This is a genomic window from Pseudomonas sp. TSRC2-2 (genome assembly GCF_049897785.1).
Classification (GTDB): Bacteria; Pseudomonadota; Gammaproteobacteria; order Pseudomonadales; family Pseudomonadaceae; genus Aquipseudomonas.
Genome location: NZ_JAFCWZ010000001.1, coordinates 239,458 through 265,542 on the forward strand (window position 1 = coordinate 239,458; position 26,085 = coordinate 265,542).

25 protein-coding genes are annotated in these 26,085 nt (G+C 61.0%); 16 read left to right on the top strand and 9 right to left on the bottom strand.

The genetic code is table 11. From position 1 onward, the window contains the following. The first annotated feature begins 69 nt into the window (after positions 1-69). The 5 genes from ACP7D9_RS01105 (at position 70) to ACP7D9_RS01125 (ending at position 3,880) form a co-directional block, all read left to right on the top strand. Positions 70-978 carry a LysR substrate-binding domain-containing protein gene (locus ACP7D9_RS01105; RefSeq protein WP_426155144.1) on the top strand — a complete coding sequence of 303 codons (909 nt, stop codon included), beginning with the start codon at positions 70-72 and terminating at the stop codon, positions 976-978. A gap of 330 nt (positions 979-1,308) precedes the next feature. Then, a complete protein-coding gene (purE, locus tag ACP7D9_RS01110; protein WP_007954291.1) occupies positions 1,309-1,800 on the top strand; it encodes a 5-(carboxyamino)imidazole ribonucleotide mutase in 492 nt (163 codons plus the stop codon). 10 nt (positions 1,801-1,810) lie between these two features. Continuing rightward, positions 1,811-2,893, top strand: a complete 1,083-nt coding sequence (locus ACP7D9_RS01115; RefSeq protein WP_426155147.1) for a 5-(carboxyamino)imidazole ribonucleotide synthase — start codon at positions 1,811-1,813, stop codon at positions 2,891-2,893. A 111-nt stretch (positions 2,894-3,004) separates the two neighbouring features. Then, positions 3,005-3,250: a GlsB/YeaQ/YmgE family stress response membrane protein gene (locus ACP7D9_RS01120; RefSeq protein WP_016772475.1), complete on the top strand. Its 246-nt coding sequence runs from the start codon at positions 3,005-3,007 to the stop codon at positions 3,248-3,250. A gap of 93 nt (positions 3,251-3,343) precedes the next feature. Further along, positions 3,344-3,880 carry a DUF3299 domain-containing protein gene (locus ACP7D9_RS01125; RefSeq protein WP_101161756.1) on the top strand — a complete coding sequence of 179 codons (537 nt, stop codon included), beginning with the start codon at positions 3,344-3,346 and terminating at the stop codon, positions 3,878-3,880. Between the two features lie 85 nt (positions 3,881-3,965). Here ACP7D9_RS01125 and ACP7D9_RS01130 read toward each other — a convergent pair whose 3' ends face one another. After that, positions 3,966-4,865 carry a D-hexose-6-phosphate mutarotase gene (locus tag ACP7D9_RS01130; RefSeq protein WP_426155149.1) on the bottom strand — a complete coding sequence of 300 codons (900 nt, stop codon included), beginning with the start codon at positions 4,863-4,865 and terminating at the stop codon, positions 3,966-3,968. A 57-nt stretch (positions 4,866-4,922) separates the two neighbouring features. Beyond that, positions 4,923-5,327, bottom strand: coding sequence for an acyl-CoA thioesterase (locus ACP7D9_RS01135; RefSeq protein WP_003229628.1), 405 nt, complete (start codon positions 5,325-5,327; stop codon positions 4,923-4,925). A 377-nt stretch (positions 5,328-5,704) separates the two neighbouring features. Between ACP7D9_RS01135 and ACP7D9_RS01140 the strand changes: the two genes are divergently transcribed. The 8 genes from ACP7D9_RS01140 (at position 5,705) to ACP7D9_RS01175 (ending at position 16,384) form a co-directional block, all read left to right on the top strand. Next, positions 5,705-7,003: an MFS transporter gene (locus ACP7D9_RS01140; RefSeq protein WP_101161753.1), complete on the top strand. Its 1,299-nt coding sequence runs from the start codon at positions 5,705-5,707 to the stop codon at positions 7,001-7,003. Positions 7,004-7,173: 170 nt separating this feature from the next. Beyond that, positions 7,174-8,172: a phosphate ABC transporter substrate-binding protein PstS gene (locus tag ACP7D9_RS01145; protein ID WP_101161751.1), complete on the top strand. Its 999-nt coding sequence runs from the start codon at positions 7,174-7,176 to the stop codon at positions 8,170-8,172. Positions 8,173-8,676: 504 nt separating this feature from the next. Then, positions 8,677-10,710, top strand: coding sequence for an ABC transporter permease subunit (locus ACP7D9_RS01150; RefSeq protein ID WP_426155578.1), 2,034 nt, complete (start codon positions 8,677-8,679; stop codon positions 10,708-10,710). A gap of 16 nt (positions 10,711-10,726) precedes the next feature. Then, on the top strand, positions 10,727-12,397 hold the full coding sequence (gene pstA / locus ACP7D9_RS01155) for a phosphate ABC transporter permease PstA (RefSeq protein ID WP_101161747.1): 1,671 nt from the start codon (positions 10,727-10,729) through the stop codon (positions 12,395-12,397). Positions 12,398-12,558: 161 nt separating this feature from the next. Beyond that, positions 12,559-13,392: a phosphate ABC transporter ATP-binding protein PstB gene (gene pstB / locus ACP7D9_RS01160; RefSeq protein WP_101161745.1), complete on the top strand. Its 834-nt coding sequence runs from the start codon at positions 12,559-12,561 to the stop codon at positions 13,390-13,392. A 71-nt stretch (positions 13,393-13,463) separates the two neighbouring features. Continuing rightward, on the top strand, positions 13,464-14,225 hold the full coding sequence (phoU, locus tag ACP7D9_RS01165) for a phosphate signaling complex protein PhoU (RefSeq protein ID WP_016772483.1): 762 nt from the start codon (positions 13,464-13,466) through the stop codon (positions 14,223-14,225). Between the two features lie 187 nt (positions 14,226-14,412). Next, a complete protein-coding gene (locus ACP7D9_RS01170; RefSeq protein WP_426155153.1) occupies positions 14,413-15,342 on the top strand; it encodes a response regulator in 930 nt (309 codons plus the stop codon). Positions 15,343-15,487: 145 nt separating this feature from the next. After that, positions 15,488-16,384 (top strand): peptidoglycan DD-metalloendopeptidase family protein, encoded by an 897-nt coding sequence (locus tag ACP7D9_RS01175; RefSeq protein ID WP_426155155.1) that lies wholly within the window; start codon positions 15,488-15,490, stop codon positions 16,382-16,384. A gap of 45 nt (positions 16,385-16,429) precedes the next feature. Here the strand turns inward: ACP7D9_RS01175 and ACP7D9_RS01180 are convergent, their stop codons facing one another. The 3 genes from ACP7D9_RS01180 to phoB form a co-directional block, all read right to left on the bottom strand. Beyond that, complete coding sequence (locus ACP7D9_RS01180; protein WP_016772486.1) at positions 16,430-17,770, bottom strand: hemolysin family protein; 1,341 nt, start codon at positions 17,768-17,770, stop codon at positions 16,430-16,432. Positions 17,771-17,893: 123 nt separating this feature from the next. Further along, positions 17,894-19,180: a phosphate regulon sensor histidine kinase PhoR gene (gene phoR, locus ACP7D9_RS01185; RefSeq protein ID WP_256589924.1), complete on the bottom strand. Its 1,287-nt coding sequence runs from the start codon at positions 19,178-19,180 to the stop codon at positions 17,894-17,896. A 74-nt stretch (positions 19,181-19,254) separates the two neighbouring features. Then, positions 19,255-19,944: a phosphate regulon transcriptional regulator PhoB gene (gene phoB, locus ACP7D9_RS01190; RefSeq protein ID WP_007896474.1), complete on the bottom strand. Its 690-nt coding sequence runs from the start codon at positions 19,942-19,944 to the stop codon at positions 19,255-19,257. A gap of 151 nt (positions 19,945-20,095) precedes the next feature. Here phoB and ACP7D9_RS01195 point away from each other — a divergent pair, with 151 nt between their 5' ends. After that, the gene (locus tag ACP7D9_RS01195; RefSeq protein ID WP_426155157.1) at positions 20,096-20,479 is read left to right on the top strand and encodes a COG4315 family predicted lipoprotein; all 384 of its coding nucleotides are present in this window, start codon (positions 20,096-20,098) and stop codon (positions 20,477-20,479) included. A gap of 46 nt (positions 20,480-20,525) precedes the next feature. Here ACP7D9_RS01195 and ACP7D9_RS01200 read toward each other — a convergent pair whose 3' ends face one another. The 3 genes from ACP7D9_RS01200 to ACP7D9_RS01210 form a co-directional block, all read right to left on the bottom strand. Further along, positions 20,526-21,011, bottom strand: a complete 486-nt coding sequence (locus ACP7D9_RS01200; RefSeq protein WP_426155159.1) for a hypothetical protein — start codon at positions 21,009-21,011, stop codon at positions 20,526-20,528. A 126-nt stretch (positions 21,012-21,137) separates the two neighbouring features. After that, positions 21,138-21,875: an SDR family oxidoreductase gene (locus ACP7D9_RS01205; protein WP_426155161.1), complete on the bottom strand. Its 738-nt coding sequence runs from the start codon at positions 21,873-21,875 to the stop codon at positions 21,138-21,140. A 127-nt stretch (positions 21,876-22,002) separates the two neighbouring features. After that, positions 22,003-22,884: a helix-turn-helix domain-containing protein gene (locus ACP7D9_RS01210; RefSeq protein WP_426155580.1), complete on the bottom strand. Its 882-nt coding sequence runs from the start codon at positions 22,882-22,884 to the stop codon at positions 22,003-22,005. A 258-nt stretch (positions 22,885-23,142) separates the two neighbouring features. Here ACP7D9_RS01210 and ACP7D9_RS01215 point away from each other — a divergent pair, with 258 nt between their 5' ends. Beyond that, positions 23,143-23,907, top strand: a complete 765-nt coding sequence (locus ACP7D9_RS01215; RefSeq protein WP_426155163.1) for an SDR family NAD(P)-dependent oxidoreductase — start codon at positions 23,143-23,145, stop codon at positions 23,905-23,907. A gap of 174 nt (positions 23,908-24,081) precedes the next feature. Next, positions 24,082-24,996, top strand: coding sequence for an AraC family transcriptional regulator N-terminal domain-containing protein (locus tag ACP7D9_RS01220; protein WP_426155165.1), 915 nt, complete (start codon positions 24,082-24,084; stop codon positions 24,994-24,996). A gap of 6 nt (positions 24,997-25,002) precedes the next feature. Here the strand turns inward: ACP7D9_RS01220 and ACP7D9_RS01225 are convergent, their stop codons facing one another. Then, complete coding sequence (locus tag ACP7D9_RS01225) at positions 25,003-26,073, bottom strand: Rieske 2Fe-2S domain-containing protein (RefSeq protein WP_426155167.1); 1,071 nt, start codon at positions 26,071-26,073, stop codon at positions 25,003-25,005. Positions 26,074-26,085: the final 12 nt, after the last annotated feature.

Consider the following 26,085-nt stretch of genomic DNA (forward strand, 5'->3'; position numbering starts at 1 on the left):
TAATGCCCATGTGACGCCGCTTGCGCGGCAGACGTGTGACCTGTTTTGGTGCGTGTCCGGGAGGACGTGATGAATCTGGAAAGCAAATGGCTCGAGGACTTCAGTGCCCTGGCCGCCACTCGCAGCTTTTCGCAGGCGGCCGAACGGCGCTTCGTGACCCAGCCGGCGTTCAGTCGGCGGATCCGCAGTCTCGAAGCCGCGCTGGGGCTGACACTGGTCAACCGATCGCGCACGCCGGTCGAACTGACGGCGGCGGGGCAGTTGTTCCTGGTGACCGCGCGCACCGTGGTCGAACAGCTCGGTGAGGTGCTGCGCCATCTGCATCATCTGGAAGGCGGGCAGGGCGAAGTGATGCAAGTTGCTGCGGCGCATTCCCTGGCCCTGGGCTTCTTCCCGCGCTGGATCGCCCAGTTACGCAACGAGGGGCTGAACATCGCCACACGTTTGGTGGCGACCAACGTTGGCGATGCCGTGCATGCGCTGCGCGAAGGCGGCTGCGATCTGATGCTGGCCTTCTACGACCCGGATTCAGCCATGCAGATGGACCCGGAGATCTTCCCGTCGCTGCATCTGGGCCAGACCGAAATGCTTCCGGTGTGCGCGGCGGATGCCGATGGCAAGCCATTGTTCGACCTGGAGGGCGAGGCGAGCGTGCCGTTGCTGGCTTACAGCGCCGGTGCGTTTCTCGGACGTTCGGTCAATGGCTTGCTGCGCCAGCGTCAATTGCGCTTCACCACGATCTACGAAACCGCCATGGCCGACAGCCTGAAAAGCATGGCACTGGAGGGCCTGGGCATCGCCTGGGTACCACAACTGAGCGTGCGCGCCGAGTTGGCGCGGGGCGAACTGGTGGTCTGCGGCGGCCCGCAATGGCATGTGCCGCTGGAGATCCGTCTGTACCGCTGCGCGCTGGTGCGCAAGGCCAACGTGCGGTTGCTGTGGCGTAAGCTTGAGGGCGGCGCTGCACACTCCTCCTGACCCTGCGCGGACCCCTTGTAGGAATGAGCCTGCTCGCGATAGCTTCTGCACATTCAACGATAATGTGACTGACACACCGCCATCGCGAGCAGGCTCACTCCTACAGGGATTTACGGTGTTGTTTCGCTGACCTTCAAGTCAATAAAACCGGGCCTTTCGCTGATTTGACGGATGGTCGTTTCGGGGGCTGTTTATTACTTTCTTTGCGGTATACTGCGCGGCCTTCGGCCGGCACGTCCGGCCATTTTTCGTACAATCAAGCCACGCAACCTGCGTGGCTTGTTGTTTTATGACGCGCCTGCGGGCGCTCCTGAGAGAAGAGGCGCGACGATGAGTGCACTGGTTGGCGTGATCATGGGCTCCAAGTCCGATTGGTCCACCCTTAGCCACACCGCCGATATGCTGGAAAAGCTCGGCATCCCGTACGAGGTCAAAGTGGTCTCTGCCCACCGCACCCCGGATCTGCTGTTCCAGTACGCCGAAGAGGCTGAAGGCCGCGGTATCGAGGTGATCATCGCCGGTGCCGGCGGTGCGGCCCACCTGCCAGGCATGTGTGCGGCCAAGACCCACCTGCCGGTACTGGGCGTGCCGGTCCAGTCGGCCATGCTCTCGGGCGTCGATTCGCTGCTGTCGATCGTGCAGATGCCAGCAGGCATTCCGGTCGCCACCCTGGCCATCGGCAAGGCTGGCGCGATCAACGCCGCGCTGCTCTCGGCGAGCATCCTGGGCGCCAAGCATCCGCAGTTCCACGCGGTACTGAAAACCTTCCGTGCCGAACAGACAGACAGCGTCCTGGACAATCCAGACCCACGTATTGCCTGAGGTTGTTTTGATGAAGATCGGTGTAATCGGTGGCGGCCAGTTGGGTCGCATGTTGGCCCTGGCGGGTACTCCGCTGGGCATGAACTTCGCTTTTCTCGACCCTGCGCCGGACGCCTGTGCGGCCGCACTGGGCGAACACCTGCGGGCCGATTACGGCGATCAGGATCATCTGCGCCAACTGGCCGATGAAGTCGATCTGGTGACCTTCGAATTCGAGAGCGTCCCGGCCGAAACCGTGGCGTTTCTTTCGCAATTCGTGCCGGTCTACCCGAGCGCCGAAGCCCTGCGCATTGCTCGTGACCGCTGGTTCGAAAAGAGCATGTTCAAAGACCTCGGCATTCCGACCCCGGCCTTCGCCGACATCCAGTCGCAAGCCGACCTGGATGCCGCTGTCGCTGCGATCGGTCTGCCGGCCGTGCTGAAAACCCGCACCCTGGGTTACGACGGCAAGGGCCAGAAAGTCCTGCGCAAGCCAGAAGACGTGGCCGGTACTTTTGCCGAACTGGGCAGCGTTGCCTGCCTGCTGGAAGGCTTCGTGCCGTTCACCGGCGAAGTGTCGCTGATCGCCGTGCGTGCCCGCGATGGCGAAACGAAGTTCTATCCACTGGTGCACAACACCCACGACAGCGGCATCCTCAAGCTGTCGGTGGCCAGTACCGATCACCCGTTGCAGGCGCTGGCGGAAGATTATTCCAGCCGTGTGCTTAAACACCTCGACTATGTCGGTGTGATGGCTTTTGAGTTCTTTGAAGTAGACGGTGGCCTGAAAGCCAACGAAATCGCCCCGCGCGTGCACAACTCCGGGCACTGGACCACTGAAGGCGCCGAGTGCAGCCAGTTCGAAAACCACCTGCGCGCCGTGGCTGGCCTGCCGCTGGGTTCGACTGCGAAGGTTGGCGAGAGCGCGATGCTCAACTTCATCGGCGTGGTACCGCCGGTTGAGAAAGTCGTCGCCATCGAAGACTGCCATCTGCATCACTACGGCAAGGCTTTCAAGGCTGGACGCAAGGTCGGCCACGCCAACCTGCGTTGCGCCGACATGGCCACGCTGCAGGCGCAGATCATCAAGGTCGAAGCGCTGATCGCCGAGTAAAACAGTTTCATGTGGCAGCGGCGGAACCATTGCGGGGCCGCCGTTCTCTCATGGCAGTATGCGAAAGTCTGACTAGGCTTTGGCATAGCCACTTAATCAGAGGGAAATGTCATGGGAATTATCGGAACCATCTTTATCGGCTTGATCGTCGGCCTGCTGGCTCGGTTCCTGAAACCGGGCGATGACAGCATGGGCTGGATCATGACCATCCTGCTCGGTATCGGCGGTTCGCTGGCGGCCACTTACGGCGGCCAGGCTCTGGGCATCTATCAGGCGGGCGAGGGCGCGGGCTTCCTCGGCGCACTGGTCGGCGCTGTCGTGTTGCTGGTGATCTACGGTCTGATCAAAAAGAACTGATCGAAAGCGACAAAGCCCTCTCGGCCATCGCGGCCGGGAGGGCTAGAATGCGCGGCGACTCACCGTTCATTCCTCTGCCTGCCGAGCACCTTCATGCGCCGTCTTCTGTTGACTCTCCTCTTGTTGGGCAGCTATCTCGCCCACGCCGGCGAACTGCCGGAAACCGACTGGCTGGAACTGATGCCCAAGTCGGACCAGAAAGCCCTCGAGGCCATGCCAGACATCGACCACAACTCGCCCGAAGCCACCGGCACTTTCACCGAGAAGGGCGGGATGAAGCAGGCCAAAGGTCTGCCGGCAGTGATGTATTCGACCAAAACCGTGGCGTCGATGAACGACAAACACATCCGCATCGGTGGCTACCCGGTGCCGTTGGAGTCGGATGCCAAGGGCCGCAGCACGCTGTTCTTCCTCGTACCGTATCCGGGCGCCTGCATCCACGTGCCGCCACCGCCGCCCAATCAACTGGTGCTGGTGCGTTATCCCAAAGGCTTGAAGCTGGACGACATTTACACACCGCTGTGGGTGACCGGCACGCTCAAGGTCGAGAAGGTCAGCAATGACCTCGCGGATGCGGCATATGCACTGGAGGCGGAGAAGGTGCGGGTCGTGCAGGAAGCTGACCTTTAAAGCAAAAGATCGCAGCCTTCGTCAGCTCCTACAGGGAAAATGCATTCCAAATGCAGGAGCTGCCGAAGGCTGCGATCTTTTGATCTTAAAGCGGTTTGCTGGCGACGCTCACGCCCATGGTATGGCTCGCCCCCGGCGCCAATGTCACCACGTCATCCATCACATTCGCCGTCTCGATGCACAGCATGCGCTGCCAGCCGTCGTTGTCCATGTCGGGCAGTGCAGCGGCGCGGTCGATCCACGGGTTCCAGATCACTGCGGTGCGTGAACCGCTGGACGTCAGCACGATGCGTCGTTCCCAGGTCGGATCAACGATGCTCAGCCGTGGCGGAGCGTCGAGATAGATGCGGTCGGTCTCGCTGCTGAAATGCAGATCTCCGGTCTGGTTGGCCGTGTTCCAGTCATCCAGGGTCTCGATGTAATTCAGCCCGGCGACGCCATCGACATGCACATTGCGCACGTCACTCACGGCGAAATAGGTGTGCAGCGCCTGACTCAGCGTGACGCTGCCAGAACTCCGGTTATGGCTGGTCAGGCTGTAATGCAGTTGATCCGCCAGATGCAGGGTCAGGGTCAGATCGACCTCGTGCGGCCAGCCTGGCAGACCACCTTCTGGACAGGGCAGCTTGAACTCGACCTTGATGCCGTCAGCCGCCGATTCGATATTGCCCAACTGCCAGTCGATCGCCCGCACCAGACCGTGCGCCGGGGCCGGTTGCGCGCCGGTGTACATGGCTTGCACGCTCTGCGGGTTGCGTTCGAATTTGCCGAACCACGGCCAGCACACCGGCACGCCGGCACGGATGCTTTTGCCGGTCTTGAACTCGGCCTTGTCGTTGAGCCAGATGATCGGCGGCTGGCCGTCGACCTGATAACTGAGGATGTGCGCGCCTTGCTGGGCCACCAGCACTTCGGCTTTGCCGTGGCGGATGCGCCAGCAGTTCAGTTCATCCTGTTTCACGGCTTCAACGTTGGGCGTGTTCATGGGCAACTCTCGATCAGACACTGGGGACGACTATCGACCGCAAAACGGCCGCGAGGTTTAACGCGCGCGTGGTGGCACCGAACGGGTGCGACCGCTGCCGTCGATGGCAACGAAGACGAAAACCGCTTCGGTGACCTTGCGCCATTCGCTGGAGAGTGGGTCATCGCTCCACACTTCGACCATCATCTGGATCGAGCTGCGGCCGATTTCCAGGGTCTGGGTATAAAAGGACAACTGCGCGCCGACGGCGACCGGGACGAGAAATGCCATGCGGTCGATGGCGACAGTGGCGACGCGGCCACCGGCGACGCGGCTGGCCATGGCGGTGCCGGCCAGATCCATCTGTGCGACCAGCCAGCCGCCGAAAATATCGCCAAAGCCGTTGGTTTCTCGCGGAAGGGCGGTGATTTGCAGGGCCAGGTCGCCCTGTGGGATCGGATCTTCTTGTTCGAGCTCTATCATGCCGAGGGGCCTCTGACCCGTGACTCTTCGTGGGTATTGCGGGTGGTAGCCGTCTTCAAGAAAAACGATTCAACACCGAACACACTGCGTTCGTCACGTTTTCCATCAGGCGCCTAAAGGGAAACTCTGCGAAAAAGGCTAAATCCCGAGCAAAGGACGGGCCAACAACGTTTTCGCACAGCAACCTCTTACAAACCCTGCGCAGCTGGCGAGTATATCGGTCGATAGACCCCGCGACGACCACCCGGTTCTGATTTTGACCGTCAATTACGCGCCTCTATGTGCTTTTTCGAACAATTTGCTATGGTGCCGAACCTGTCCAAGCCACCGCCAGCGTTGTTGTGGCGACAGATTCGACTATAAGAGAAGCCCTTGCCATGACCACAGCGCCTTCGAGCCTCGCGCAGCCCGAGCAACCCGCACGACCGTTGACCCGCAACGACTACAAGACTCTGTCGCTGTCCGCCCTCGGCGGGGCGCTGGAGTTCTACGATTTCATCATTTTCGTCTTCTTCGCCACCGTGGTCGGCAAGCTGTTCTTCCCGGCCGACATGCCCGAGTGGCTGCGCTTGATGCAGACCTTCGGCATCTTCGCCGCCGGCTATCTGGCGCGGCCTTTGGGCGGCATCGTCATGGCGCACTTCGGCGACCTGCTGGGGCGCAAGAAGATGTTCACCTTGAGCATTTTCATGATGGCCGTGCCCACGTTGATCATGGGCCTGCTGCCAACGTATGCGCAGATCGGCATCTGGGCGCCGATCCTGTTGCTGCTGATGCGCGTGATCCAGGGCGCCGCCATTGGCGGTGAAGTGCCGGGGGCGTGGGTCTTCGTTTCCGAACACGTGCCGCAAAAACACATCGGCTATGCCTGCGGCACGCTCACCAGCGGTTTGACCGCCGGGATCCTGCTTGGCTCGCTGGTCGCCACGGCGATCAACAGCATTTATACGCCTGCGGAAGTTTCCGATTACGCTTGGCGGATTCCGTTCCTGCTTGGCGGTGTGTTCGGTCTGTTCTCGGTGTATCTGCGCCGCTGGCTGCACGAAACTCCGGTGTTTGCTGAGCTGCAACAGCGCAAGGCCCTCGCTGAAGAAGTGCCGCTGCGTGCGGTGCTGCGTGATCATCGCGGCGCGATCGCGATTTCGATGCTGCTGACCTGGCTGCTGTCGGCCGGCGTCGTCGTGGTGATTCTGATGACCCCGACCGTGCTGCAGACGGTGTACCACTTCTCGCCAACGACAGCCTTGCAAGCCAACAGCCTGGCCATCGTCTTCCTCAGCCTCGGCTGCATTGGTGCCGGCGCACTGGCCGATCGTTTCGGCGCTGGTCGCGTATTCGTGTTCGGCTGCCTGGGCCTGCTGATCAGCTCCTGGACTTTCTACCACAGCCTCGCCGATCACCCGGACTGGCTGTTCCCGCTGTACGCATTGACCGGTCTGCTGGTCGGCACCATCGGTGCGGTGCCGTACGTGATGGTCAAGGCGTTCCCGCCGGTGGTGCGCTTCAGCGGCTTGTCATTCTCGTACAACGTCGCATACGCAATATTTGGCGGCTTGACACCGATGGTGGTGAGCCTGCTGCTGAAGGAAAGCGCGATGGGGCCTGCTTACTATGTAGCGGTGCTGTGTGCGATGGGGATTCTGGTCGGGGCGTGGCTCTGGAAGAAGGGGCGTTGATTTTATCTCCCGCCTGATCGTTCCCACGCAGAGCGTGGGAACGATCTGTTCATCCAGCAAAACCCGATGCTGGCCTTTCATCCAATTGTCATATTTCAGCCATAGAGTGTTCATACGGCCTGCCGATACTTGGCCCCGACTTAACACACCCTATCTGCTAGGAGTAAGGCATGAAACTGAAGCGTTTGATGGCGGCAATGACATTTGTCGCTGCTGGCGTTGCGACTGCCAACGCGTTCGCCGCTGTTGACCCTGCTATCCCGAGCTACACCAAGACCACTGGTGTGTCGGGCAACCTGTCCAGCGTCGGTTCCGATACCCTGGCCAACCTCATGACCCTGTGGGCCGAGAACTACAAGAAAGAATACCCGAACGTCAACATCCAGATTCAGGCCGCTGGCTCCTCCACCGCGCCACCTGCGCTCACCGAAGGCACCGCCAACCTGGGCCCGATGAGCCGCAAGATGAAGGACAACGAACTGCAGGCGTTCGAGCAGAAATACGGCTACAAGCCGACCGCGATTCCGGTTGCCGTGGATGCCCTGGCCGTGTTCGTGCACAAGGACAACCCGATCAAGGGCCTGACCATGGAGCAAGTCGACGCGATCTTCTCGTCCACTCGCCTGTGCGGTGCCAAAACCGACGTGAAAACCTGGGGCGACCTGGGCGTGACCGGCGACCTGGCGAACAAGCCGGTTCAACTGTTTGGTCGTAACTCGGTATCGGGCACTTACGGTTACTTCAAAGAAGAAGCTCTGTGCAAAGGTGACTTCAAGCCAAACGTCAACGAGCAACCAGGTTCGGCCTCGGTCGTACAGTCGATCAGCTCCTCGCTGAACGGCGTTGGCTACTCGGGCATCGGCTATAAGACTGCCAGCGTGAAAACGGTAGCGCTGGCCAAAAAAGGCAGCACTGACTTCATCGAAGACACCGAAGAAAACGCCCTGAACGGCAAGTACCCGCTGTCGCGTTTCCTCTACGTATACGTCAACAAAGCCCCGAACAAGCCTCTGGCCCCGCTGGAAGCCGAGTTCGTGAAGCTGGTGCTGTCGAAACAGGGCCAGGAAGTGGTAGTGAAAGACGGTTACATCCCGTTGCCAGCCAAGGTTGCTGCCAAGGCACTGGCTGACCTCGGTCTGCAGGAAGGCGGCGCTGTCGCCAAAAAGTAACACCTCAGATCCGGGGCAACCCCCCGGATCTGCTGGAACCCTGTAGGAGCTGACGAGTGAAACGAGGCTGCGATCTTTTGATCTGGCCTCTGATCGCAAGATCAAAAGATCGCAGCCTCGGTTCCCTCGACAGCTCCTGCAGAGGTTTCGCAACCTCGAATTCTCGACTCCGCTGCCGGACTTCCGGCTGGCGGATTTGCTGCGTCACTGCATTGTCATCTTTCTGTCATACAGGATCGCTAGGGTGTGCGCATGAATGATCTGGCCAATTCCCCAATGACTACGACTTCCCCTCCCAAGCGCATTGATTTCAATACGCCTGAGCTGCAACGCAAGCGCCGCATTCGCGCGCTCAAGGATCGCTTCACCCGTTGGTACGTGCTCGTTGGCGGCCTGGCGGTGCTGGCTGCCATTACTCTGATCTTCTTCTTCCTCGCCTACGTCGTCGCGCCGCTGTTTCAGGGTGCCGATCTGACCGCGAAAGACTCGATCACCCCGGCCTGGATGCAGGACGCCGGCAAGCCGCTGATGATCTCGCTCGAAGAGCAGAATCAGGTGGCCATGCGCGTGTCCGACAAGGGCCAGGCGCTGTTTTTCGATGTCGACAGTGGCGCTGAGCTCAAGCGCGTCGACCTGCCGTTGCCGACGGGCGCAACCGTAACCTCGATCGGCGAAGATCAGCCAGGTCATCCGCTGGTGGCCGTGGGCTTGTCCAACGGTCAGGCGCTGGTGTTCCGTCACACTTATAAAGTCAGCTACCCCGACGGCAAGAAAACCATCAGCCCGGCCATCGAATATCCGTACGGCGAGACGCCGATCGCGTTGAACGAAAGCGGCGGCGCGCTGGAGCATGTCAGCCTCAACGCCACCGATTCGACCCTGATGCTGGTCGGTTCCACCGGTTCGCAACTCAATGTGCTGTCGCTGACCAGCGAAGAAAACATGATGACCGGCGAAGTCACCAACGAGCAGAAGCGTATCGATCTGCCGCAGATGACCGAGCCTGTGAAAAACATCTTCGTCGACCCGCGCCAGCAGTGGCTGTATGTGGTCAACGGTCGCGCTCAGGCCGACGTGTTCAGCCTTCGCGACAAGAGCCTCAACGGTCGCTATAAACTGCTGGAAAACGCTGACGCCGAAGTCACCGCCACCGGGCAACTGGTCGGCGGCATCTCGTTGATCGTCGGCGACTCCAAGGGTGGTCTGGCCCAGTGGTTCATGGCCCGCGACACTGACGGCGAGCAGCGCCTGAAGCAGATTCGCACGTTCCAGATGGGTGCTACGCCGATCGTTGAAATCGCTGCCGAGGAGCGCCGCAAAGGCTTCCTCGCCCTCGACGCCAGCGGCAAGCTCGGCGTGTTCCACAGCACCGCGCACCGCACGCTGCTGGTCGATCAGGTCGTCGAAGGCCAGGGCCTGTTCGGTCTGTCGCCGCGCGCCAACCGGGTCATCGTTGAAGCAGGCGGCAAGCTGCAACCGCTGCTGCTCGACAACCCGCACCCGGAAGTATCGTGGAGCGCGCTGTGGAGCAAAGTCTGGTACGAAAACTACGACGAGCCTAAATACGTCTGGCAGTCGACCGCGGCCAATACCGATTTCGAACCGAAACTGAGCCTGTCGCCGCTGACCTTCGGCACTCTGAAAGCTGCGTTCTACGCCATGCTGCTGGCCGCACCCCTGGCTGTTGCCGCTGCCATTTACACCGCATACTTCATGGCCCCGGGCATGCGTCGCAAGGTCAAGCCGGTAATCGAACTGATGGAAGCGATGCCGACGGTGATCCTCGGTTTCTTCGCCGGTCTGTTCCTCGCGCCGTACGTAGAGGGCCATCTGCCAGGCATCTTCAGCCTGCTGATGTTGCTGCCGATCGGCATCCTCGTGGCCGGTTTCACCTTCAGCCGCCTGCCTGAATCGATCCGCCTGAAAGTCCCGGATGGCTGGGAAAGCGCGCTGCTGATTCCGGTGATCCTGTTTGTGGGCTGGCTGTCGCTGTACATGAGCCCCTTCCTGGAGAACTGGTTCTTTGGCGGTGACATGCGCATGTGGATCTCCCACGACCTGGGCATCACCTACGACCAGCGCAACGCTCTGGTGGTCGGCCTGGCCATGGGTTTTGCGGTAATTCCGAACATCTACTCGATCGCTGAAGACGCCGTGTTCAGCGTGCCGCGCGGTCTGACCCTGGGTTCACTGGCCCTCGGTGCGACGCCGTGGCAGACCATGACTCGCGTGGTGATCCTGACCGCCAGCCCGGGCATCTTCTCGGCGCTGATGATCGGCATGGGCCGCGCAGTCGGCGAAACCATGATCGTGCTGATGGCCACCGGCAACACCCCGGTCATGGAGATGAACCTGTTCGAAGGCCTGCGCACCCTGGCCGCCAACGTCGCGGTGGAAATGCCCGAGTCGGAGGTCGGCGGCAGCCACTACCGCGTGCTGTTCCTCTCGGCGCTGGTGCTGCTGTTGTTCACCTTCGTCATGAACACCCTGGCAGAACTGATTCGTCAGCGTCTGCGCAAGAAATACTCGTCGCTTTAAGCAAAGGTAGAAGTCTGTGAAACAGAACTCCCTGAAAGGATGGTTCAAGAGCGGCGCCCCGGGCGTCTGGATCAGCGGTGGCGCGGTGTCCATCGCGGTCATCATGACCATCGGCCTGTTGGCGGTGATCGCCGTGCGCGGTCTCGGTCACTTCTGGCCGGCGGACCTGATCCACGCCCATTACGACGTACCGGGCCAGGCCAATCACCTGGTGATCGGCGAAGTGGTGCAGAAAGAAGAAGTGCCGCGCGCGCGTCTGAAGAGCGCCGGCCTGCCGGTGCCTGACGAAGGCCCGGAATTCATGACCCGCGAGCTGATCAAAGTCGGCAACCGTGACCTGAACGGCAACGACTTCACCTGGATCGTCGGCGAATGGCTGACCGACCAGACCACGCCGCCCGAATTGATGGCCATCGAACGTCGCGAGTGGGGCAACTTCTACGGCTACCTGGTCAACGTCAAACAGGACGGCAAGGTCATCGCTGAAGGCGAAGCCGCATGGCCCGAGCTGCAAGCGCGCATCGATCGTGTGAACGATCTCGCCGCTCAGCTCAAGACGCTGGAAAAAGTCGACATTGGCGCAATCAACGCCGGCCTCGAACGCATCCGTCTGCATGGCCGCAAGCTGGAGCTGGAAGGCAAACTCGACGCCACTGCACAAGCTGACATGGAATCGGAGCGTGCCGAGCTGAACGCGCGCTATCAGGACATCGAAGCACGTCTGTCCGACCTGCATGCACAGTTCAACCGCGACGCCCTGACCGCTCGCGACGCCAACGGCAAAGAGATTGAAATCGGTCTGGGCAAAGTGGTTCACGCCTACCAGCCGAACGCGATGAGCACGTTGACCAAGGTCGGCTTCTACTTCAGCAAGATCTGGGAGTTCCTCTCGGATGACCCGCGTGAAGCGAACACCGAGGGCGGCATCTTCCCGGCGATCTTCGGCACCGTGATGATGACCCTGATCATGGCGATGATCGTGACCCCGTTCGGCGTACTGGCGGCGGTGTACCTGCGTGAATACGCCAAGCAGAACACCCTGACCCGCGTCATTCGCATCGCGGTGAACAACCTCGCCGGCGTACCGGCGATCGTCTACGGCGTGTTCGGTCTGGGCTTCTTCGTTTATGTACTCGGTGGTTCGGTCGACCGCTTGTTCTTCCCTGAAGCGCTGCCGGCGCCGACCTTCGGCACGCCGGGCCTGCTGTGGGCCTCGTTGACCCTTGCACTGCTGGCCGTGCCGGTGGTGATTGTGGCGACCGAGGAAGGTCTGGCGCGCATTCCGCGTACCGTGCGTGAAGGCTCGTTGGCACTGGGTGCGACCAAGGCGGAGACGCTATGGAAGATCGTCATCCCGATGGCCAGCCCGGCAATGATGACCGGCATGATCCTCGCCGTGGCCCGTGCCGCCGGTGAAGTGGCGCCGCTGATGCTGGTGGGCGTGGTGAAACTGGCGCCGTCGCTGCCGGTGGACGGCAACTACCCGTACCTGCATCTGGATCAGAAAATCATGCACCTGGGCTTTCATATCTATGACGTCGGCTTCCAGAGCCCGAACGTCGAAGCAGCCCGCCCGCTGGTGTACGCCACCGCGCTGCTGCTGGTGCTGGTGATCGCGACGTTGAACCTGTCGGCGGTGTATATCCGCAACCACCTGCGCGAGAAGTACAAGGCTTTGGACAGTTGATATCCCTGTGGGAGCGGGCTTGCTCGCGAAGGCGGCGGGTCAGGCGACATTGATGTTGAATGTGCCGACCTCATCGCGAGCAAGCCCGCTCCCACCCTAGATTGAGTACAGCCGCACCAAGCGGCTACCCGAACCGAATTTGTCAGCACAGGGAGCCTCCCATGCAGCACGAAACACACAGCCACGGCATCAACATGTCTGCCCTGGGCCGCGACAAGCAGAGCCTGAACCTCGAACAGGAAACCGTCGCCATCGAAGTGCCGGGCCTGAGCCTGTACTACGGCGACAAACAAGCATTGTTCGACGTCAGCATGAACATCCCGAAGCAGCGCGTGACCGCGTTCATCGGCCCGTCGGGCTGCGGTAAGTCGACGTTGCTGCGTACCTTCAACCGGATGAACGATCTGGTCGACGGTTGCCGCGTCGAGGGCGCAATCAACCTGTACGGCAACAACATCTATCGCAAGGGCGAAGACGTTGCCGAGCTGCGTCGTCGTGTCGGCATGGTGTTCCAGAAGCCCAACCCGTTTCCGAAGACCATTTACGAAAACGTGGTGTACGGCCTGCGCATCCAGGGCATCAACAAGAAGCGCATTCTCGATGAAGCGGTCGAGTGGGCATTGAAAGGCGCGGCGCTGTGGGACGAGGTCAAGGATCGCCTGCACGATTCGGCCCTCGGCCTGTCCGGTGGTCAGCAACAGCGTCTGGTCATCGCCCGTACCATCGCCGTTGAGCCAGAAGTTTTGCTGCTCGACGAACCGTGCTCGGCACTTGACCCGATCTCGACGCTGAAGGTCGAAGAGTTGATCTACGAGCTGAAGTCCAAGTTCACCATCGTCATCGTGACCCACAACATGCAACAGGCGGCACGGGTGTCCGACTACACCGCGTTCATGTACATGGGCAAACTGGTGGAATTCGGCGACACCGATACCCTGTTCACCAATCCGGCGAAGAAGCAGACCGAAGACTACATTACCGGTCGTTATGGCTGACAGTTGCGGGTTATTCACAGAATTGACGCTGCGGCCCACCGCACCTAACCGGACGCTCCAAGGACGCCAACATGATTAGTAAAGAAGGCCTTACCCACCACATCTCCGCGCAGTTCAACGCTGAGCTCGAGGAAGTGCGCAGCCACCTCCTTGCCATGGGCGGGCTGGTCGAAAAGCAGGTCAACGACGCGGTGACCGCGCTGATCGAGGCCGACTCCGGCCTGGCTCAGCAGGTGCGTGAGATCGACGACCAGATCAACCAGATGGAACGCAACATCGACGAAGAATGCCTGCGTATTCTCGCCCGTCGTCAGCCGGCGGCGTCCGACCTGCGTTTGATCATCAGCATTTCCAAGTCGGTGATCGACCTCGAGCGTATCGGCGATGAAGCCACCAAGATCGCCCGTCGTGCCATCCAGTTATGCGAAGAAGGTGAAGCGCCGCGCGGTTACGTCGAGGTTCGCCACATTGGCGACCAGGTACGCAATATGGTTCGCGATGCACTGGACGCGTTCGCGCGTTTCGACGCCGATCTGGCCTTGTCGGTGGCGCAGTACGACAAGATCATCGACCGCGAATACAAAACCGCCCTGCGTGAGCTGGCGACCTACATGATGGAAGACCCACGCTCTATCTCGCGGGTGCTGAGCATCATCTGGGTCCTGCGTTCGCTGGAGCGCATCGGCGATCACGCGCGCAACATCTCCGAACTGGTGATTTACCTGGTGCGCGGCACTGACGTGCGCCACATGGGCCTCAAGCGCATGAAGGAAGAAGTTGAAGGCACAAGTGCCGAAACCGCTAATGTTCCGGGCGAAGCTGACGATAAGTAAGATTGCCTGAGAAAAGCGCCCGGCCCTCTGGCCGGGCGTTTTTGTTTGTGCTTTTCACAGGCGACCGAATTGAAAAGCGAATTAAAAAGCAGCACCCGCGAACGAAAAGTCCCGGCGTGACTGAAGAGTTTTGGCAATGTGCCATCAGCCAGCGTTATGCTTGCCGGGATTTTAATAGGGGTGTTGGATGAGCAAGATCAGTGTGTTGGTCGTGGACGATGCTTCGTTCATTCGTGACCTGGTGAAAAAGTGCCTGCGTAATTACTTCCCGGGGATCCGCACCGAGGACGCCATCAACGGCAAAAAGGCCCAGGCCATGCTGGCCAAAGAGGCGTTCGACCTGGTGCTGTGCGACTGGGAGATGCCGGAAATGTCGGGCCTCGAGCTGCTGACCTGGTGCCGCGAGCAGGACAACCTCAAGACCATGCCGTTCGTCATGGTCACCAGCCGTGGCGACAAGGAAAACGTCGTACAGGCGATTCAGGCCGGCGTTTCCGGCTACGTCAGCAAGCCGTTCACCAACGAGCAACTGCTGACCAAGGTCAAACAGGCGCTGAACAAGGTCGGCAAGCTCGACACCCTGATGAACAGCGCGCCGACCAAAATGAATTCGGCATTCGGCAACGATTCGCTGAGCGCGCTGACCGGCGGCAAGCCTGCCGTGGTCGGCGGTGCTGCGGCCAAGCCTGTCGCTGCTGCACCCGCCGCCGCTGCGCCATCGCGCGGTTTGCTCAACAGCCCGCCAGTTCAGGCGCCCGGTGCATCCAAGGCGCCGGTGGGCGGTCGCGGTCAGGGTCAGCTGCGACTGCCGAGCGGCAATCAGCAATGCGTGATCAAGGCCTTGAGCATCAAGGAAGCGCTGCTGGTGGTGAAGCGCACCGAGACCCTGCCGCAGATTCTCGACAGCGCCGTGCTCGATCTGGAGCAGGGCGACAACGCCGAGATCGCGCGCCTCAATGGTTACCTGCACGCCATCGTCGCCCACGAGCAGAAAGCCGACAGCGACTGGCTGCAATTGACCTTCCGCTTCGTCGACCAGGACGCGCAGAAGCTCGACTACATCTCGCGCCTGATCGCCCGTGGCACGGCGCAGAAGCATTTCGTACCGGGCGCCTGATCTCGTCGCCTGACAGTGATCGTTCCCACGCAGAGCGTGGAAACGATCGGCTTCTGCACTGCCTATTTGCAACATCTGTCGACTAGCCTGGTCTGTCTCAGCTGCTAGGCTGATTCCCAGGCCTTCCTTCGACAGACTTTTGCCCATGCTCGCGCGCCTGCTGTTTTTCTGCGGTCTCTGCCTGGCCTCCCACCTGGCGGTGGCCATGACCATCTACAAATCCACCGACGCCAACGGTGTGGTCTCGTACAGCGACCGCCCGAGCAAAGGCGCGAAAGTGTTCGTGTTTCAGGATCGCATGGTCGAGCGCCTCGACCGCCAGGTGTATCTGGACATCAAGAAGCAGAAGGGCGTCGACGTGGTGTTTGCGCGCAACGATCTGTACGCGCCGGTCGAGGTTGCCCTGGCCTTCATCGGCACGAGCAATGTGCGCGGCGCCCCTGCGCAGGCCATACGTCGCGTCCTGCCACCGCGCAGCAACACGCGACTGGCGTTGCTGACGGCGATCAGCCGCGATCAGCCGCTGGTGTATTCGCCGCAGTTCCAGTATTCGCTGGGCGACCCCTCAGGCACCGCGCAGGGCTATCGCTATCCGCTGCCCTGGCGTGGCGGGCCGTTCCGCCTGAGTCAGGGCGCCAACGGCCAGTACAGCCACTACGGGCCGAAGAATCGCTACGCCATGGACATTGCCATGCCGGTCGGCACGCCGATCATTGCCGCGCGAGCGGGGGTGGTGGTCAAGACCGAGAATTCCCAGAGCGGGCGCGGCACCGATGCGTCGGGCAATTTCGTGCGGGTGCTGCACGATGACGGCACCATGGGCGTGTACCTGCATCTGAAGCAGGGTTCGGTGAGCGTACGCGAAGGGCAGCGGGTCAAGGTCGGCAGTGCGCTGGCGCTGTCGGGCAACACCGGCAACAGCAGCGGCCCGCACCTGCACTTCGTGGTACAGCGCAATACCGGCGAAGGGCTGGTGTCGATTCCCTACCAGTTCAATCAGCCACTGGGGGCGTTGCCCAATTTTGCATTGGGCAAGCAATAAGCCTCTGGAAACAAAAGACAGGCAATGCGGTTTCCCGCATGGCACTCAATCGAGCATCAACACCTTGGCCAGCACAATCTTCGGCCCTTTCATCTTCTTGATGATGATGCGCAGGCCTTCGACCTCCAGCACTTCTTCCTCTTCCGGGACCCGTTTGAGGGTTTCGTAAACCAGCCCGGCGAGGGTTTCCGCTTCGATGTGATCAAGGTCGATGCCCAGCAGGCGCTCGACCTTGAACAACGGCGTATCGCCACGCACCAGCAGCTTGCCCGGCTGATAGGCCAGAATGCCGCGCTCAGCCTTGCGGTGTTCGTCCTGAATGTCGCCGACCAGCACTTCCAGCACGTCTTCCATGGTCAGGTAGCCGATGATGTTGCCGTCAGCCTCCTCGACCACGGCGAAGTGCGAGCCACCCTTGCGGAACTGCTCCAGCAACTGCGACAGCGGCATGTGCCGCGATACGCGCTCCAGCGGGCGGGTCAGCTCGGCCAGGTTGAACGACTCGGGAATGTGGTCCAGCGCCGCCAGTTCCAGCAGCAGATCCTTGATGTGCAGCAGGCCGACGAACTCCTGGCGCTCGCTGTCGTACACCGGATAACGGCTGAACTTGTGGCGACGGAACATCGCCAGGATTTCCTTCAGCGGCGCGTTGAATTCGAGGGTGATCAGGTCTTCGCGGGAGTTGGCCCAGTCGACCACTTCCAGCTCGCCCATTTCCACGGCCGAAGCCAATACGCGCATGCCCTGATCGCTCGGATCCTGGCCACGGCTGGAGTGCAGGATGAGTTTCAGTTCTTCGCGGCTGTAATGGTGTTCATGGTGCGGGCCGGGTTCACCTTGCCCTGCGATACGCAGAATCGCGTTGGCGCTGGCGTTGAGCAGGTAGATCGCCGGGTACATCGCCCAGTAGAACAGGTACAGCGGCACCGCCGTCCACAGCGACAGCAGCTCGGGTTTGCGGATCGCCCACGACTTGGGCGCGAGCTCGCCGACCACAATGTGCAGATAGGAAATGATGAAGAACGCGGTGAAGAACGACACGCCTTTGATGATCTCGGGCGAATCTACGCCGACTGCACTGAGCAAAGGTTCGAGAATGTGCGCGAACGCCGGTTCACCGACCCAGCCCAGGCCGAGGGAGGCGAGGGTGATACCCAACTGACATGCCGACAGGTAGGCATCGAGCTGACTGTGCACGGTGCGCAGGATGTGCCCGCGCCAGCCGTGCTGCTCGGCGATGGCTTCGACCCGGGTCGAGCGCAGTTTGACCATGGCGAATTCCGCCGCAACGAAAAAGCCGTTGAGCAACACCAGGATCAGAGCAAAAAGGATCATGCCGAAGTCGGCGAAAATGGTAGCGAGGGACAAGCCAGGGGAAGGGTCCATGATGGAGTTTTGCAGGTTCCGTGTGATTCGAAAGTAAGGGAAAACAGCGCCTGAAAGGCAGGCGCAAGTCAGCCAATGTAGCGGCTGACTTGGCAATTGCCTAGTGGCGTGTGCCGGGCGGCATCACTCGGCGGCGCTGATCGCCCGTGCGCTGGCCACCTGGGCCGGGGCGAAGTGGCAGGTGAACGTGCTGCCGTGGCCGGGCACGCTGCTGATCTCCATGCGCGCACGATGGCGCAACAGCACGTGTTTGACGATGGCCAGGCCGAGGCCGGTGCCGCCGGTGTTGGAGTTGCGGCTGGAATCGACGCGATAGAAGCGTTCGGTCAGGCGCGGCAGGTGTTTGCTGTCGATACCGATGCCCGAATCCTGCACGCTCAGGTGAGCGCCTTGATCGTCGCCCCACCAGCGAATCCGAATGTTGCCTTCGGCCGGGGTGTACTTGACCGCGTTGAAGACCAGATTGGAAAACGCACTGCGCAACTCCGCTTCGCTGCCCTTGAGCAGCACGCCGGCATTGGCCTCGAGGCTGATGCGCTGGTTTTTCGACCCGGACAATTGCTGCGCATCGCTGGTGATCGATTGCAGCAATGTGTCGATCTGCACCGGCTGGTTATCCGACGGATAATCGGTGGCTTCCAGTTTCGCCAGCAGCAACAAGTCGTTGAGCAGCGTCTGCATGCGCCCGCCCTGTTGCTGCATCTGCTGCAGGGCCCGGCTCCAGCGCGGGTTCACTTCCTCGACGTTATCGAGCAGGGTTTCCAGATAGCCGCAGATCACCGTCAGCGGTGTGCGCAATTCGTGGGAAACGTTGGCGATGAAGTCTTTGCGCATCTGCTCCAGTTGATGGATGCGCGTGACGTCGCGCACCAGCATCAGATGCTCGTTGTTGCCGTAGCGGGTCAGGTACAGCTGAATGCGTACGCGATCATTGGTCGGAGACGGGATTTCCAGCGGCTCGGCGAAGTTGTCCTGCTCGAAATATTCCTTGAAGCGCGGATGGCGCACCAGGTTGGTCACCGGTTGGCCGCTGTCTTGTGGGGTCTTGAGGCCGAGCAGGGTTTCGGCGGCGCGGTTCCACCATTCCAGATTGCCGTCGCTGTCGAGCATGATCACTGCGTCTTTCAGCGCGGCGGTGGATTCCTGCACCCGGTCGATCACTGCTTGCAGGCGCCCGCGCACGCGTTGGTCGCGGCGTTGCAGGTGGTAGATGCTGTCGAACACCTCGCCCCACAGACCATAGCCATCGGGCGGTGCTTCGTCGGGTTGGTGCTGGCGCAGCCATTCGTGCAGACGCAGCAATTGCTTGAGCGTCCAGGCCAGATAAAGGCCCAGACCCACTGCGAGGCTCCAGCCGTAATAGCCGGTGATCAGGCCGATCACCAGGCAGGCGGTGACCAGCAACAGCATGTGGCGAATCAGGGTGCCATGCCAGTTTTGATTCACAGTCGATACGGTCCTTGTCAGCGAGTCTGTCGGGCGGATCAGGCCTTTGTAGAGAACCGATAACCGGTGCCGCGCACGGTTTGTACCAGATTTTCGTAAGCGTCGCCGAGGGCTTTGCGCAGGCGCCTGATGTGCACGTCGACGGTGCGCTCTTCGACATAGACGTTGCCGCCCCAGACCTGATCGAGCAACTGGCCGCGGGTGTAGGCGCGCTCCTGGTGGGTCATGAAGAATTGCAGCAGGCGGTATTCGGTCGGGCCCATCTCGGCGGGTTTGCCGTCGATGGTCACGCGGTGGCTGATCGGGTCGAGCAACAGGCCGCCGACTTCGATTGGCGCTTCGCCATCGGTCGGTCCGGCACGGCGCAGCACAGCCTTGAGACGGGCGACCAGTTCGCGCGGGGAAAACGGTTTGGTGATGTAGTCGTCGGCGCCGACTTCCAGGCCCTGGATCTTGTTGTCCTCTTCACCCTTGGCGGTGAGCATGATGATCGGGATGTCCCCGGTCAGCTCGTCACGCTTGAGGCGTCGGGCCAGTTCGATGCCGGAGGTGCCCGGCAGCATCCAGTCGAGCAGGATCAGGTCCGGCTTGCGGTCGACGATGATGGCGTGGGCCTGCTGCGAATTCTCTGCCTCGAGGCAGTCATAGCCGGCCATTTCCAACGCCACGGCGATCATTTCGCGAATCGGCGCTTCGTCGTCGACGATCAGAATGCTCCTGCCAACCATGCCTTAATCCTCTTGTCATTTAACTGTCTTGCGCCGCATTAGATAACGGAATTATTGCAGTCGTGTGACAGTATTTCAGAGTGGCGGTGATTGTGCTGATCCTGAACTAAGCTCCAAGTCCGAATCCTGACAACCACAAAAGAAGGTTTCCATGACTCAGATGACTGCTTGTTTCAAAGCCCTGCTGATGGCCGCTGCCCTGGCGCAGCCTGGCCTGGCCATGGCTGCCGATCCGGCGATGGAGAAGGACGGCATGTTCACTGACCACAAAGGCATGACCCTGTACACCTTCGCCAAGGACGCTGCTGGCAAGTCTGCGTGCAATGACAAATGCGCAGCGAACTGGCCGCCATTGATGGCGCAGGCAGGTGACAAGTCGATGGGCGACTGGACGGTGATCAAGCGTGACGATGGCTCGATGCAGTGGGCCTACCAGGGCATGCCGCTGTACACCTTCGTGATGGACAAGAAGGCCGGCGACATGACCGGCGACGGCAAAATGGACGGCGCGTGGAAAGTCGCCAAGGCCAAATAACCAGAAAACCCCCTGTGGGAGCGGGCTTGCTCGCGAAGGCGGTGTGTCAGTCACATTCAGGGTTGACTGACACACCGCTTTCGCGAGCAAGCCCGCTCCCACAATGATTCAGCGGCAAATCGACCATCTTCAGCGCCACCCGAATCCCTGTGGGAGCGGGCTTGCCCGCGAAAGCGGCGGCAGGTTCAAGATCATATTTGCCTGACACACCGCTTTCGCGAGCAAGCCCGCTCCCACAATGATTCAGCGGCCAATCAACCATCTTCAGCGCCACCCGAATCTCTGTGGGAGCGGGCTTGCCCGCGAAGGCGGCGGCAGGTTCAAGATCATCATTGCCTGACACACCGCTTTCGCGAGCAAGTCCGCTCCCACAATGATTCAGCGGCAAATCGACCATCTTCAGCGCCACCCGAATCTCTGTGGGAGCGGGCTTGCCCGCGAAGGCGGCGGCAGGTTCAAGATCATCATTGCCTGACACACCGCTTTCGCGAGCAAGCCCGCTCCCACAATGATTCAGCGGCAAATCGACCATCTTCAGCGCTACCCGATTCCCTGTGGGAGCGGGCTTGCCCGCGAAGGCGGCGGCAGGTTCAAGATCATATTTGCCTGACCCGGCGCTTTCGCGAGCAAGCCCGCTCCCACAGGTTTGTTGCTGGTCTCAGTAAGGGCTTGCCGTTGGACGCACGATCAGTTCGCTGACGTCGACTTCTGCCGGTTGTTCGACGGCGTAGGCGATCGCGCGGGCGATGGCTTCGGCGGGGATGGCGATCTTGCGGAATGACTTCATCTCGGCGCGGCCGCCTTCGTCGGAAATGCTCTCGGCCAGTTCCGATTCAGTCACGCCCGGTGCGATGACGGTGACGCGGATATCGCCGCCCACTTCCTGACGCAAGCCTTCGGAAATCGCCCGTACGGCATATTTGGTCGCGCAGTACACCGCCGCAGTAGGGCTGACCGCGTAGGCGCCGATCGAAGCGATGTTGATGATCTGCCCGGTGCGCTGGCGCTGCATCAATGGCAGGCTGGCGGCGATGCCGTGAAGTACGCCACGGATGTTGACGTCGATCATGCGGTTCCACTCATCGACCTTCAGCGCGTCCAGCCGCGACAACGGCATGACCCCGGCGTTGTTGACCAGCACATCGACGCGGCCGTAATGCTCGACGGCGAAATCAACGAAGCGCTGCACATCCTGCTGATCGGTGACGTCCAGTGCGCGAAATTGCGCGTGGCCACCGGCGGCGTTGATGTCATCGGCGATCACTGCCAGACGCTCGGTGCGCCGTGCGCCCAATACCACTTTGGCGCCACGCTCGGCGAGCAGGCGTGCGGTGGCTTCGCCGATGCCGCTGCTGGCGCCGGTAATCGCGATTACTTTGTCTTGAATGTTCAGCATGATGTCGTCCTCTTCGCTGTGCCCGGAAGTGGGCCTGGAAGAAGATTAAGCGCGGCAGCGCATAGGCAATTAACCGATTCCTCCTCGGCATTTGCCCAATTCTGCTGCGTCGTTTTTCAACCGAACTTCAACCGCCACGAGGCGTATCGCGGTAGGTGCTCGGCGTAACTCCAACTTCGCGGCGAAAAATCTGGGAAAAGTGGCTTGGGCTGGAGTAGCCGACTTCCAGGCCAATGTCGATCACGCTGCGCGTCGTCTCCAGCAACAACTGACGCGCGCGGCTCATGCGCAGGCGGATGAAGTATTGCGAGGGCGATAAACCGGTGGCGCGCTTGAAGGTGCGGCTGAAGTGGTAGTCGCTCAGCCCGGCGATGACGGCCAGTTGACTGAGGCTGAAATCCTCCGCCAGATTCGCATTCATGGCTTCGATTACCCGGCGCAGTTTGTAGGCGGGCAGGGCGTTGTCGCGACGCGGGTTGCTGTCCGGGTCGAGATAGTGACGCAGCAGATGGATCGCTAAAGCCTGAGCCAGGCAGTGCACCAACAGTGCGCTGGGCTGGCGTTGTTCTGTAAGTTCGACTCGCAGTTGCTCAAGGATGAAACTGACGTGTTCATCACGCGCACCGGAAACGTCAGCGAAGGTCACCGCTCCGGCCTGTTCGCCGAAAGCTTCGCGCGCCGCTTCTTTGATCAGGCCCAGGCCGAGATAAAGGTGCATCACTTCGAACACTTCACAGCCTTCGGTCTGCCAGCGCATTTCGTAGGGTTCGCGGGTGTTGGTCAGGAAGAAATCGCCCGCCGTGACCTGGCTCGCCTGCCATTCGCCACCCAATGAACGCTCCTCGACCCGCGCAGTGCCGGCCAGAACCAGGACCAGCAGCGGTTCGGCCACGCAGGGCACGCGAATCGGCTCGAGCAGAGTCTGATGGCGGAACAACTGCACCACGGCATCCTTGAGCTGCGGCCGGGGCGGCGTCGTTTCCGCGACACCGGGCAAATGCTTCGGCATGGCTTCGGCGGCGATGCGCGCGGGTTGGCTGATTGTCGGTGTAGCAGAGCTGGCAGAGGGCACAGGACGCTCCATCAAAAGCTTCGGCTGCGAATGATTTTGAAGGTTAGGGCGGGTAAACGAGAAACTCCAGCGCAAAACTCCGACAGTCCCGGCAATCGCCCGAAAGCCCGGCGGCGGACAGTGCGCGACAGTGAAGCCGTGTTCACGACTGTGCCATCAGGTGCAACACCGATTCGCTATCGAGGAGTCAAGACCATGACTGATTTCAATCACACCCTGCCACAAGAAGTTGCCGGTAAAGTTGCACTGGTCACGGGGGCAGCCAGTGGCATCGGCAAGGCGATTGCGTTGATGCTGCATGCCCGCGGCGCCAAGGTGATTGCCGAAGACCTCAACCCGGCTGTCGAGGAATTGGCCCGTCCCGATCTGGTGCCGCTGGTGGCGGACATCACCGAGGACGGCGCCGCCGAACGCGCGGTGGGCCTTGCCGTTGAGTACTTCGGCCGCCTCGATATTCTGGTCAACAACGCCGGAATCATCATCAACAAAGCGGTGATCGACATGAGCCGCGACGACTGGGAGAAAATCCAGGCGGTGAATGCCACGGCAGCCTTCCTGCACTGCCGCGAAGCGGTCAGGGCAATGATCCCGAACAAGTCCGGTGCGATCGTCAATATCGCTTCCTATGCCTCGTACTTCGCCTTCCCCACGATTGCCGCCTACACCGCCTCGAAAGGCGCGCTGGCACAACTGACCCGCACGCTGGCGCTGGAGGTCATCGAGCACGGCATTCGCGTCAACGCCATCGGCGTCGGCGATGTGGTGACCAATATCCTCAATGATGTAGTCGAGGACGGCCCGGGCTTCCTCGCGCAGCACGGCGAGGCGGCGCCGATCGGCCGTGCGGCGCAGCCGAAGGAAATTGCCGAGATCGTGACCTTTCTCGCCTCCGACCGTGCCAGTTTCATGGTCGGCGCGGTGGTCATGGCCGATGGCGGCATGACGGTCACGGCGGGCTGACAGTTATGCGGTAAACCCTGGGCGCGCGGGATCACGCGCCCAAGGTTTACCCTGTTCTGACTAACGCAGAATCAGGCAAATCTGCAGCATCTTTGATCTAGCCGCCCTTTGCTGAAACTGGCTAATCTTCATCCGCAGTTGACCCACCTTTCGTCTGCTTTCGAGGCCTTTTGCATGGACAACGACGCTTCCATCCTCCACGACACGGCGGTCTATCGCGCCGAGCTGGTGCGCCTGCTGACTCAGCGCTTCGAGGCGCCGGGCACCTACGAAACCGCGATTGCGCCGTTGCACGTGATCCGTCTCGATGGCCCGTCCGAGCTGATTCACGTTGTGCACCGGCCAGCGCTGTGCCTGATCGTGCAGGGGCGCAAGGAAGTCGGGCTGGGTGACGAACGTTTCCTCTACGACCCGCTGAATTATCTTGTGGTCTCGGTGACATTGCCGGTGTCTGGCCGAGTGATCGAAGCCTCGCCCGAAGCACCCTATTTTTGCGTACGGCTGGATTTCGACCCGGCGCAACTGACGCAACTGATTTCCGAGTCGCCGCCGACCGGGGTGCCGCAGGAAACCGGGCGCGGGATGTTTCTCGACAAGATCGACGTGACCCTGCTCGACACCATGCTGCGTCTGGTGCGTCTGCTGGATAATCCGCGCGACATCGGCATGCTCGCGCCGATGGCGTTGCGCGAGCTGTATTACCGCCTGCTGCGCGGCCAGCATGGACATCTGCTGTATGAAATCGCCGTCAGCGATTCGCAGACGCACCGGGTCACGCGGGCCATCGACTGGCTGAACAGGAATTTTACCGAACCGCTGCGCATCGACGCGCTGGCGCAGATGGCCAACCTGAGCAATTCGGCGCTGCACCATCGCTTCAAAGCCGTCACCGCGATGAGCCCTCTGCAATATCAAAAACAGCTGCGCCTGCAGGAGGCGCGGCGGCTGATCATCAATGAAGGGCTGGACGTATCCAGCGCCTGTTACCGCGTTGGCTACGAAAGCGCTTCGCAGTTCAGCCGCGAATACAACCGCCAGTTCGGCTGCCCGCCGTCGAAGGAACTCAGCCGTCTGCGTCAGACTGGCTGAAGGGGCTCACGCCTGACGCAGTTGCTCGATGATTCTCCGGGCGCGGTTGGCGCCGACGTCGACGTGAATGTCGATCATCGGTCGTGCACCGAACCGGCAGAGGTTGCGGTACTGCGCTTCGATCACTTGCTTGTCCTCATCGAAGGTCAGGATGGTCTGCTCGACGACTTTGTCCTTGATCGCCTGCGGATCGCTCGCCGGATTGGTGGCGATGGTCCAGAAATAATGACTGGTGGTGGCGGTTTCCGGTGTCACGCCATGAAAGCCGCGCATATGAAAACCACCGCGCTCGGGATCGTCCAGCGAGCCGCTGCCGGCATCTACCGCACCGGTCCAGATGCGCAGATGACTGACGTGGAATTCGATTTCCTGCCAACGGTCGACGGTGCCTTTGAACGGGTAGGCGGCGGTATAGGTCGGCGGTGGCACCGAATCCGGCATATGGCGCACCACGCGGACCACGTTGCCTTCACTTTCCACTGTCATCCGCGCGTTCATATGGATGCTGGCGTTGCCGCCGATTGTGCGCAGATGCACATAGCCCAAGTGACTCAAGTCCATCAGGTTGTCGTGAATCAGCTGATACGGCGCCTCGTAGTGATAGACGCTGCCGTCGAACAGGTATTGGCCGCTGCTGTGCACGGCGTAGGGCGGCGGTTCGCAATCGGGCTCGGGCTGCGCCGCGCTGCCGAACCAGATCCAGACGATCTGGTCCTGTTCGCGCACATGATAGGCCGGCACCTTGGCCTTGCTGGGGATCTTGTCCTGCCCGGGTATTTCCACGCACCTGCCGGCGTCGTCGAACAGCAGGCCGTGGTAGCCGCAACGGATGCCGGAGGCTTCAAGCGTGCCGTTGGATAACGGTAGGGCGCGATGGCAGCAACGGTCTTCGAGGGCAGCGACGGATCCGTCGGATTTGCGAAACAGCACCACCGGGTGGTTCAGCAAGGTCCGACCCAGCGGTTTGTCTTCAAGCTCCCAACCGAGGGCGGCGACGTACCATTGATTCAGCGCATACTCGGGCAGAGCAGGGGCTGCAAGTTCGCTGGCGAGTGATTCGGGCGTGGACGTGATCATGAGCTTCTCCTG

Excerpts from the sequence above, each read along its gene's own strand:
- ACP7D9_RS01105 (WP_426155144.1), top strand. The coding sequence starts at position 70 with ATGAATCTGGAAAGCAAATGGCTCGAGGACTTCAGTGCCCTGGCCGCC.
- purE (WP_007954291.1), top strand. The coding sequence starts at position 1,309 with ATGAGTGCACTGGTTGGCGTGATCATGGGCTCCAAGTCCGATTGGTCC.
- ACP7D9_RS01115 (WP_426155147.1), top strand. The coding sequence starts at position 1,811 with ATGAAGATCGGTGTAATCGGTGGCGGCCAGTTGGGTCGCATGTTGGCC.
- ACP7D9_RS01120 (WP_016772475.1), top strand. The coding sequence starts at position 3,005 with ATGGGAATTATCGGAACCATCTTTATCGGCTTGATCGTCGGCCTGCTG.
- ACP7D9_RS01125 (WP_101161756.1), top strand. The coding sequence starts at position 3,344 with ATGCGCCGTCTTCTGTTGACTCTCCTCTTGTTGGGCAGCTATCTCGCC.
- ACP7D9_RS01130 (WP_426155149.1), bottom strand. The coding sequence starts at position 4,865 with ATGAACACGCCCAACGTTGAAGCCGTGAAACAGGATGAACTGAACTGC.
- ACP7D9_RS01135 (WP_003229628.1), bottom strand. The coding sequence starts at position 5,327 with ATGATAGAGCTCGAACAAGAAGATCCGATCCCACAGGGCGACCTGGCC.
- ACP7D9_RS01140 (WP_101161753.1), top strand. The coding sequence starts at position 5,705 with ATGACCACAGCGCCTTCGAGCCTCGCGCAGCCCGAGCAACCCGCACGA.
- ACP7D9_RS01145 (WP_101161751.1), top strand. The coding sequence starts at position 7,174 with ATGAAACTGAAGCGTTTGATGGCGGCAATGACATTTGTCGCTGCTGGC.
- ACP7D9_RS01150 (WP_426155578.1), top strand. The coding sequence starts at position 8,677 with ATGCAGGACGCCGGCAAGCCGCTGATGATCTCGCTCGAAGAGCAGAAT.
- pstB (WP_101161745.1), top strand. The coding sequence starts at position 12,559 with ATGCAGCACGAAACACACAGCCACGGCATCAACATGTCTGCCCTGGGC.
- phoU (WP_016772483.1), top strand. The coding sequence starts at position 13,464 with ATGATTAGTAAAGAAGGCCTTACCCACCACATCTCCGCGCAGTTCAAC.
- ACP7D9_RS01170 (WP_426155153.1), top strand. The coding sequence starts at position 14,413 with ATGAGCAAGATCAGTGTGTTGGTCGTGGACGATGCTTCGTTCATTCGT.
- ACP7D9_RS01175 (WP_426155155.1), top strand. The coding sequence starts at position 15,488 with ATGCTCGCGCGCCTGCTGTTTTTCTGCGGTCTCTGCCTGGCCTCCCAC.
- ACP7D9_RS01180 (WP_016772486.1), bottom strand. The coding sequence starts at position 17,770 with ATGGACCCTTCCCCTGGCTTGTCCCTCGCTACCATTTTCGCCGACTTC.
- phoR (WP_256589924.1), bottom strand. The coding sequence starts at position 19,180 with ATGCTGTTGCTGGTCACCGCCTGCCTGGTGATCGGCCTGATCACCGGC.
- phoB (WP_007896474.1), bottom strand. The coding sequence starts at position 19,944 with ATGGTTGGCAGGAGCATTCTGATCGTCGACGACGAAGCGCCGATTCGC.
- ACP7D9_RS01195 (WP_426155157.1), top strand. The coding sequence starts at position 20,096 with ATGACTCAGATGACTGCTTGTTTCAAAGCCCTGCTGATGGCCGCTGCC.
- ACP7D9_RS01200 (WP_426155159.1), bottom strand. The coding sequence starts at position 21,011 with ATGGTCGATTTGCCGCTGAATCATTGTGGGAGCGGGCTTGCTCGCGAA.
- ACP7D9_RS01205 (WP_426155161.1), bottom strand. The coding sequence starts at position 21,875 with ATGCTGAACATTCAAGACAAAGTAATCGCGATTACCGGCGCCAGCAGC.
- ACP7D9_RS01210 (WP_426155580.1), bottom strand. The coding sequence starts at position 22,884 with ATGCCGAAGCATTTGCCCGGTGTCGCGGAAACGACGCCGCCCCGGCCG.
- ACP7D9_RS01215 (WP_426155163.1), top strand. The coding sequence starts at position 23,143 with ATGACTGATTTCAATCACACCCTGCCACAAGAAGTTGCCGGTAAAGTT.
- ACP7D9_RS01220 (WP_426155165.1), top strand. The coding sequence starts at position 24,082 with ATGGACAACGACGCTTCCATCCTCCACGACACGGCGGTCTATCGCGCC.
- ACP7D9_RS01225 (WP_426155167.1), bottom strand. The coding sequence starts at position 26,073 with ATGATCACGTCCACGCCCGAATCACTCGCCAGCGAACTTGCAGCCCCT.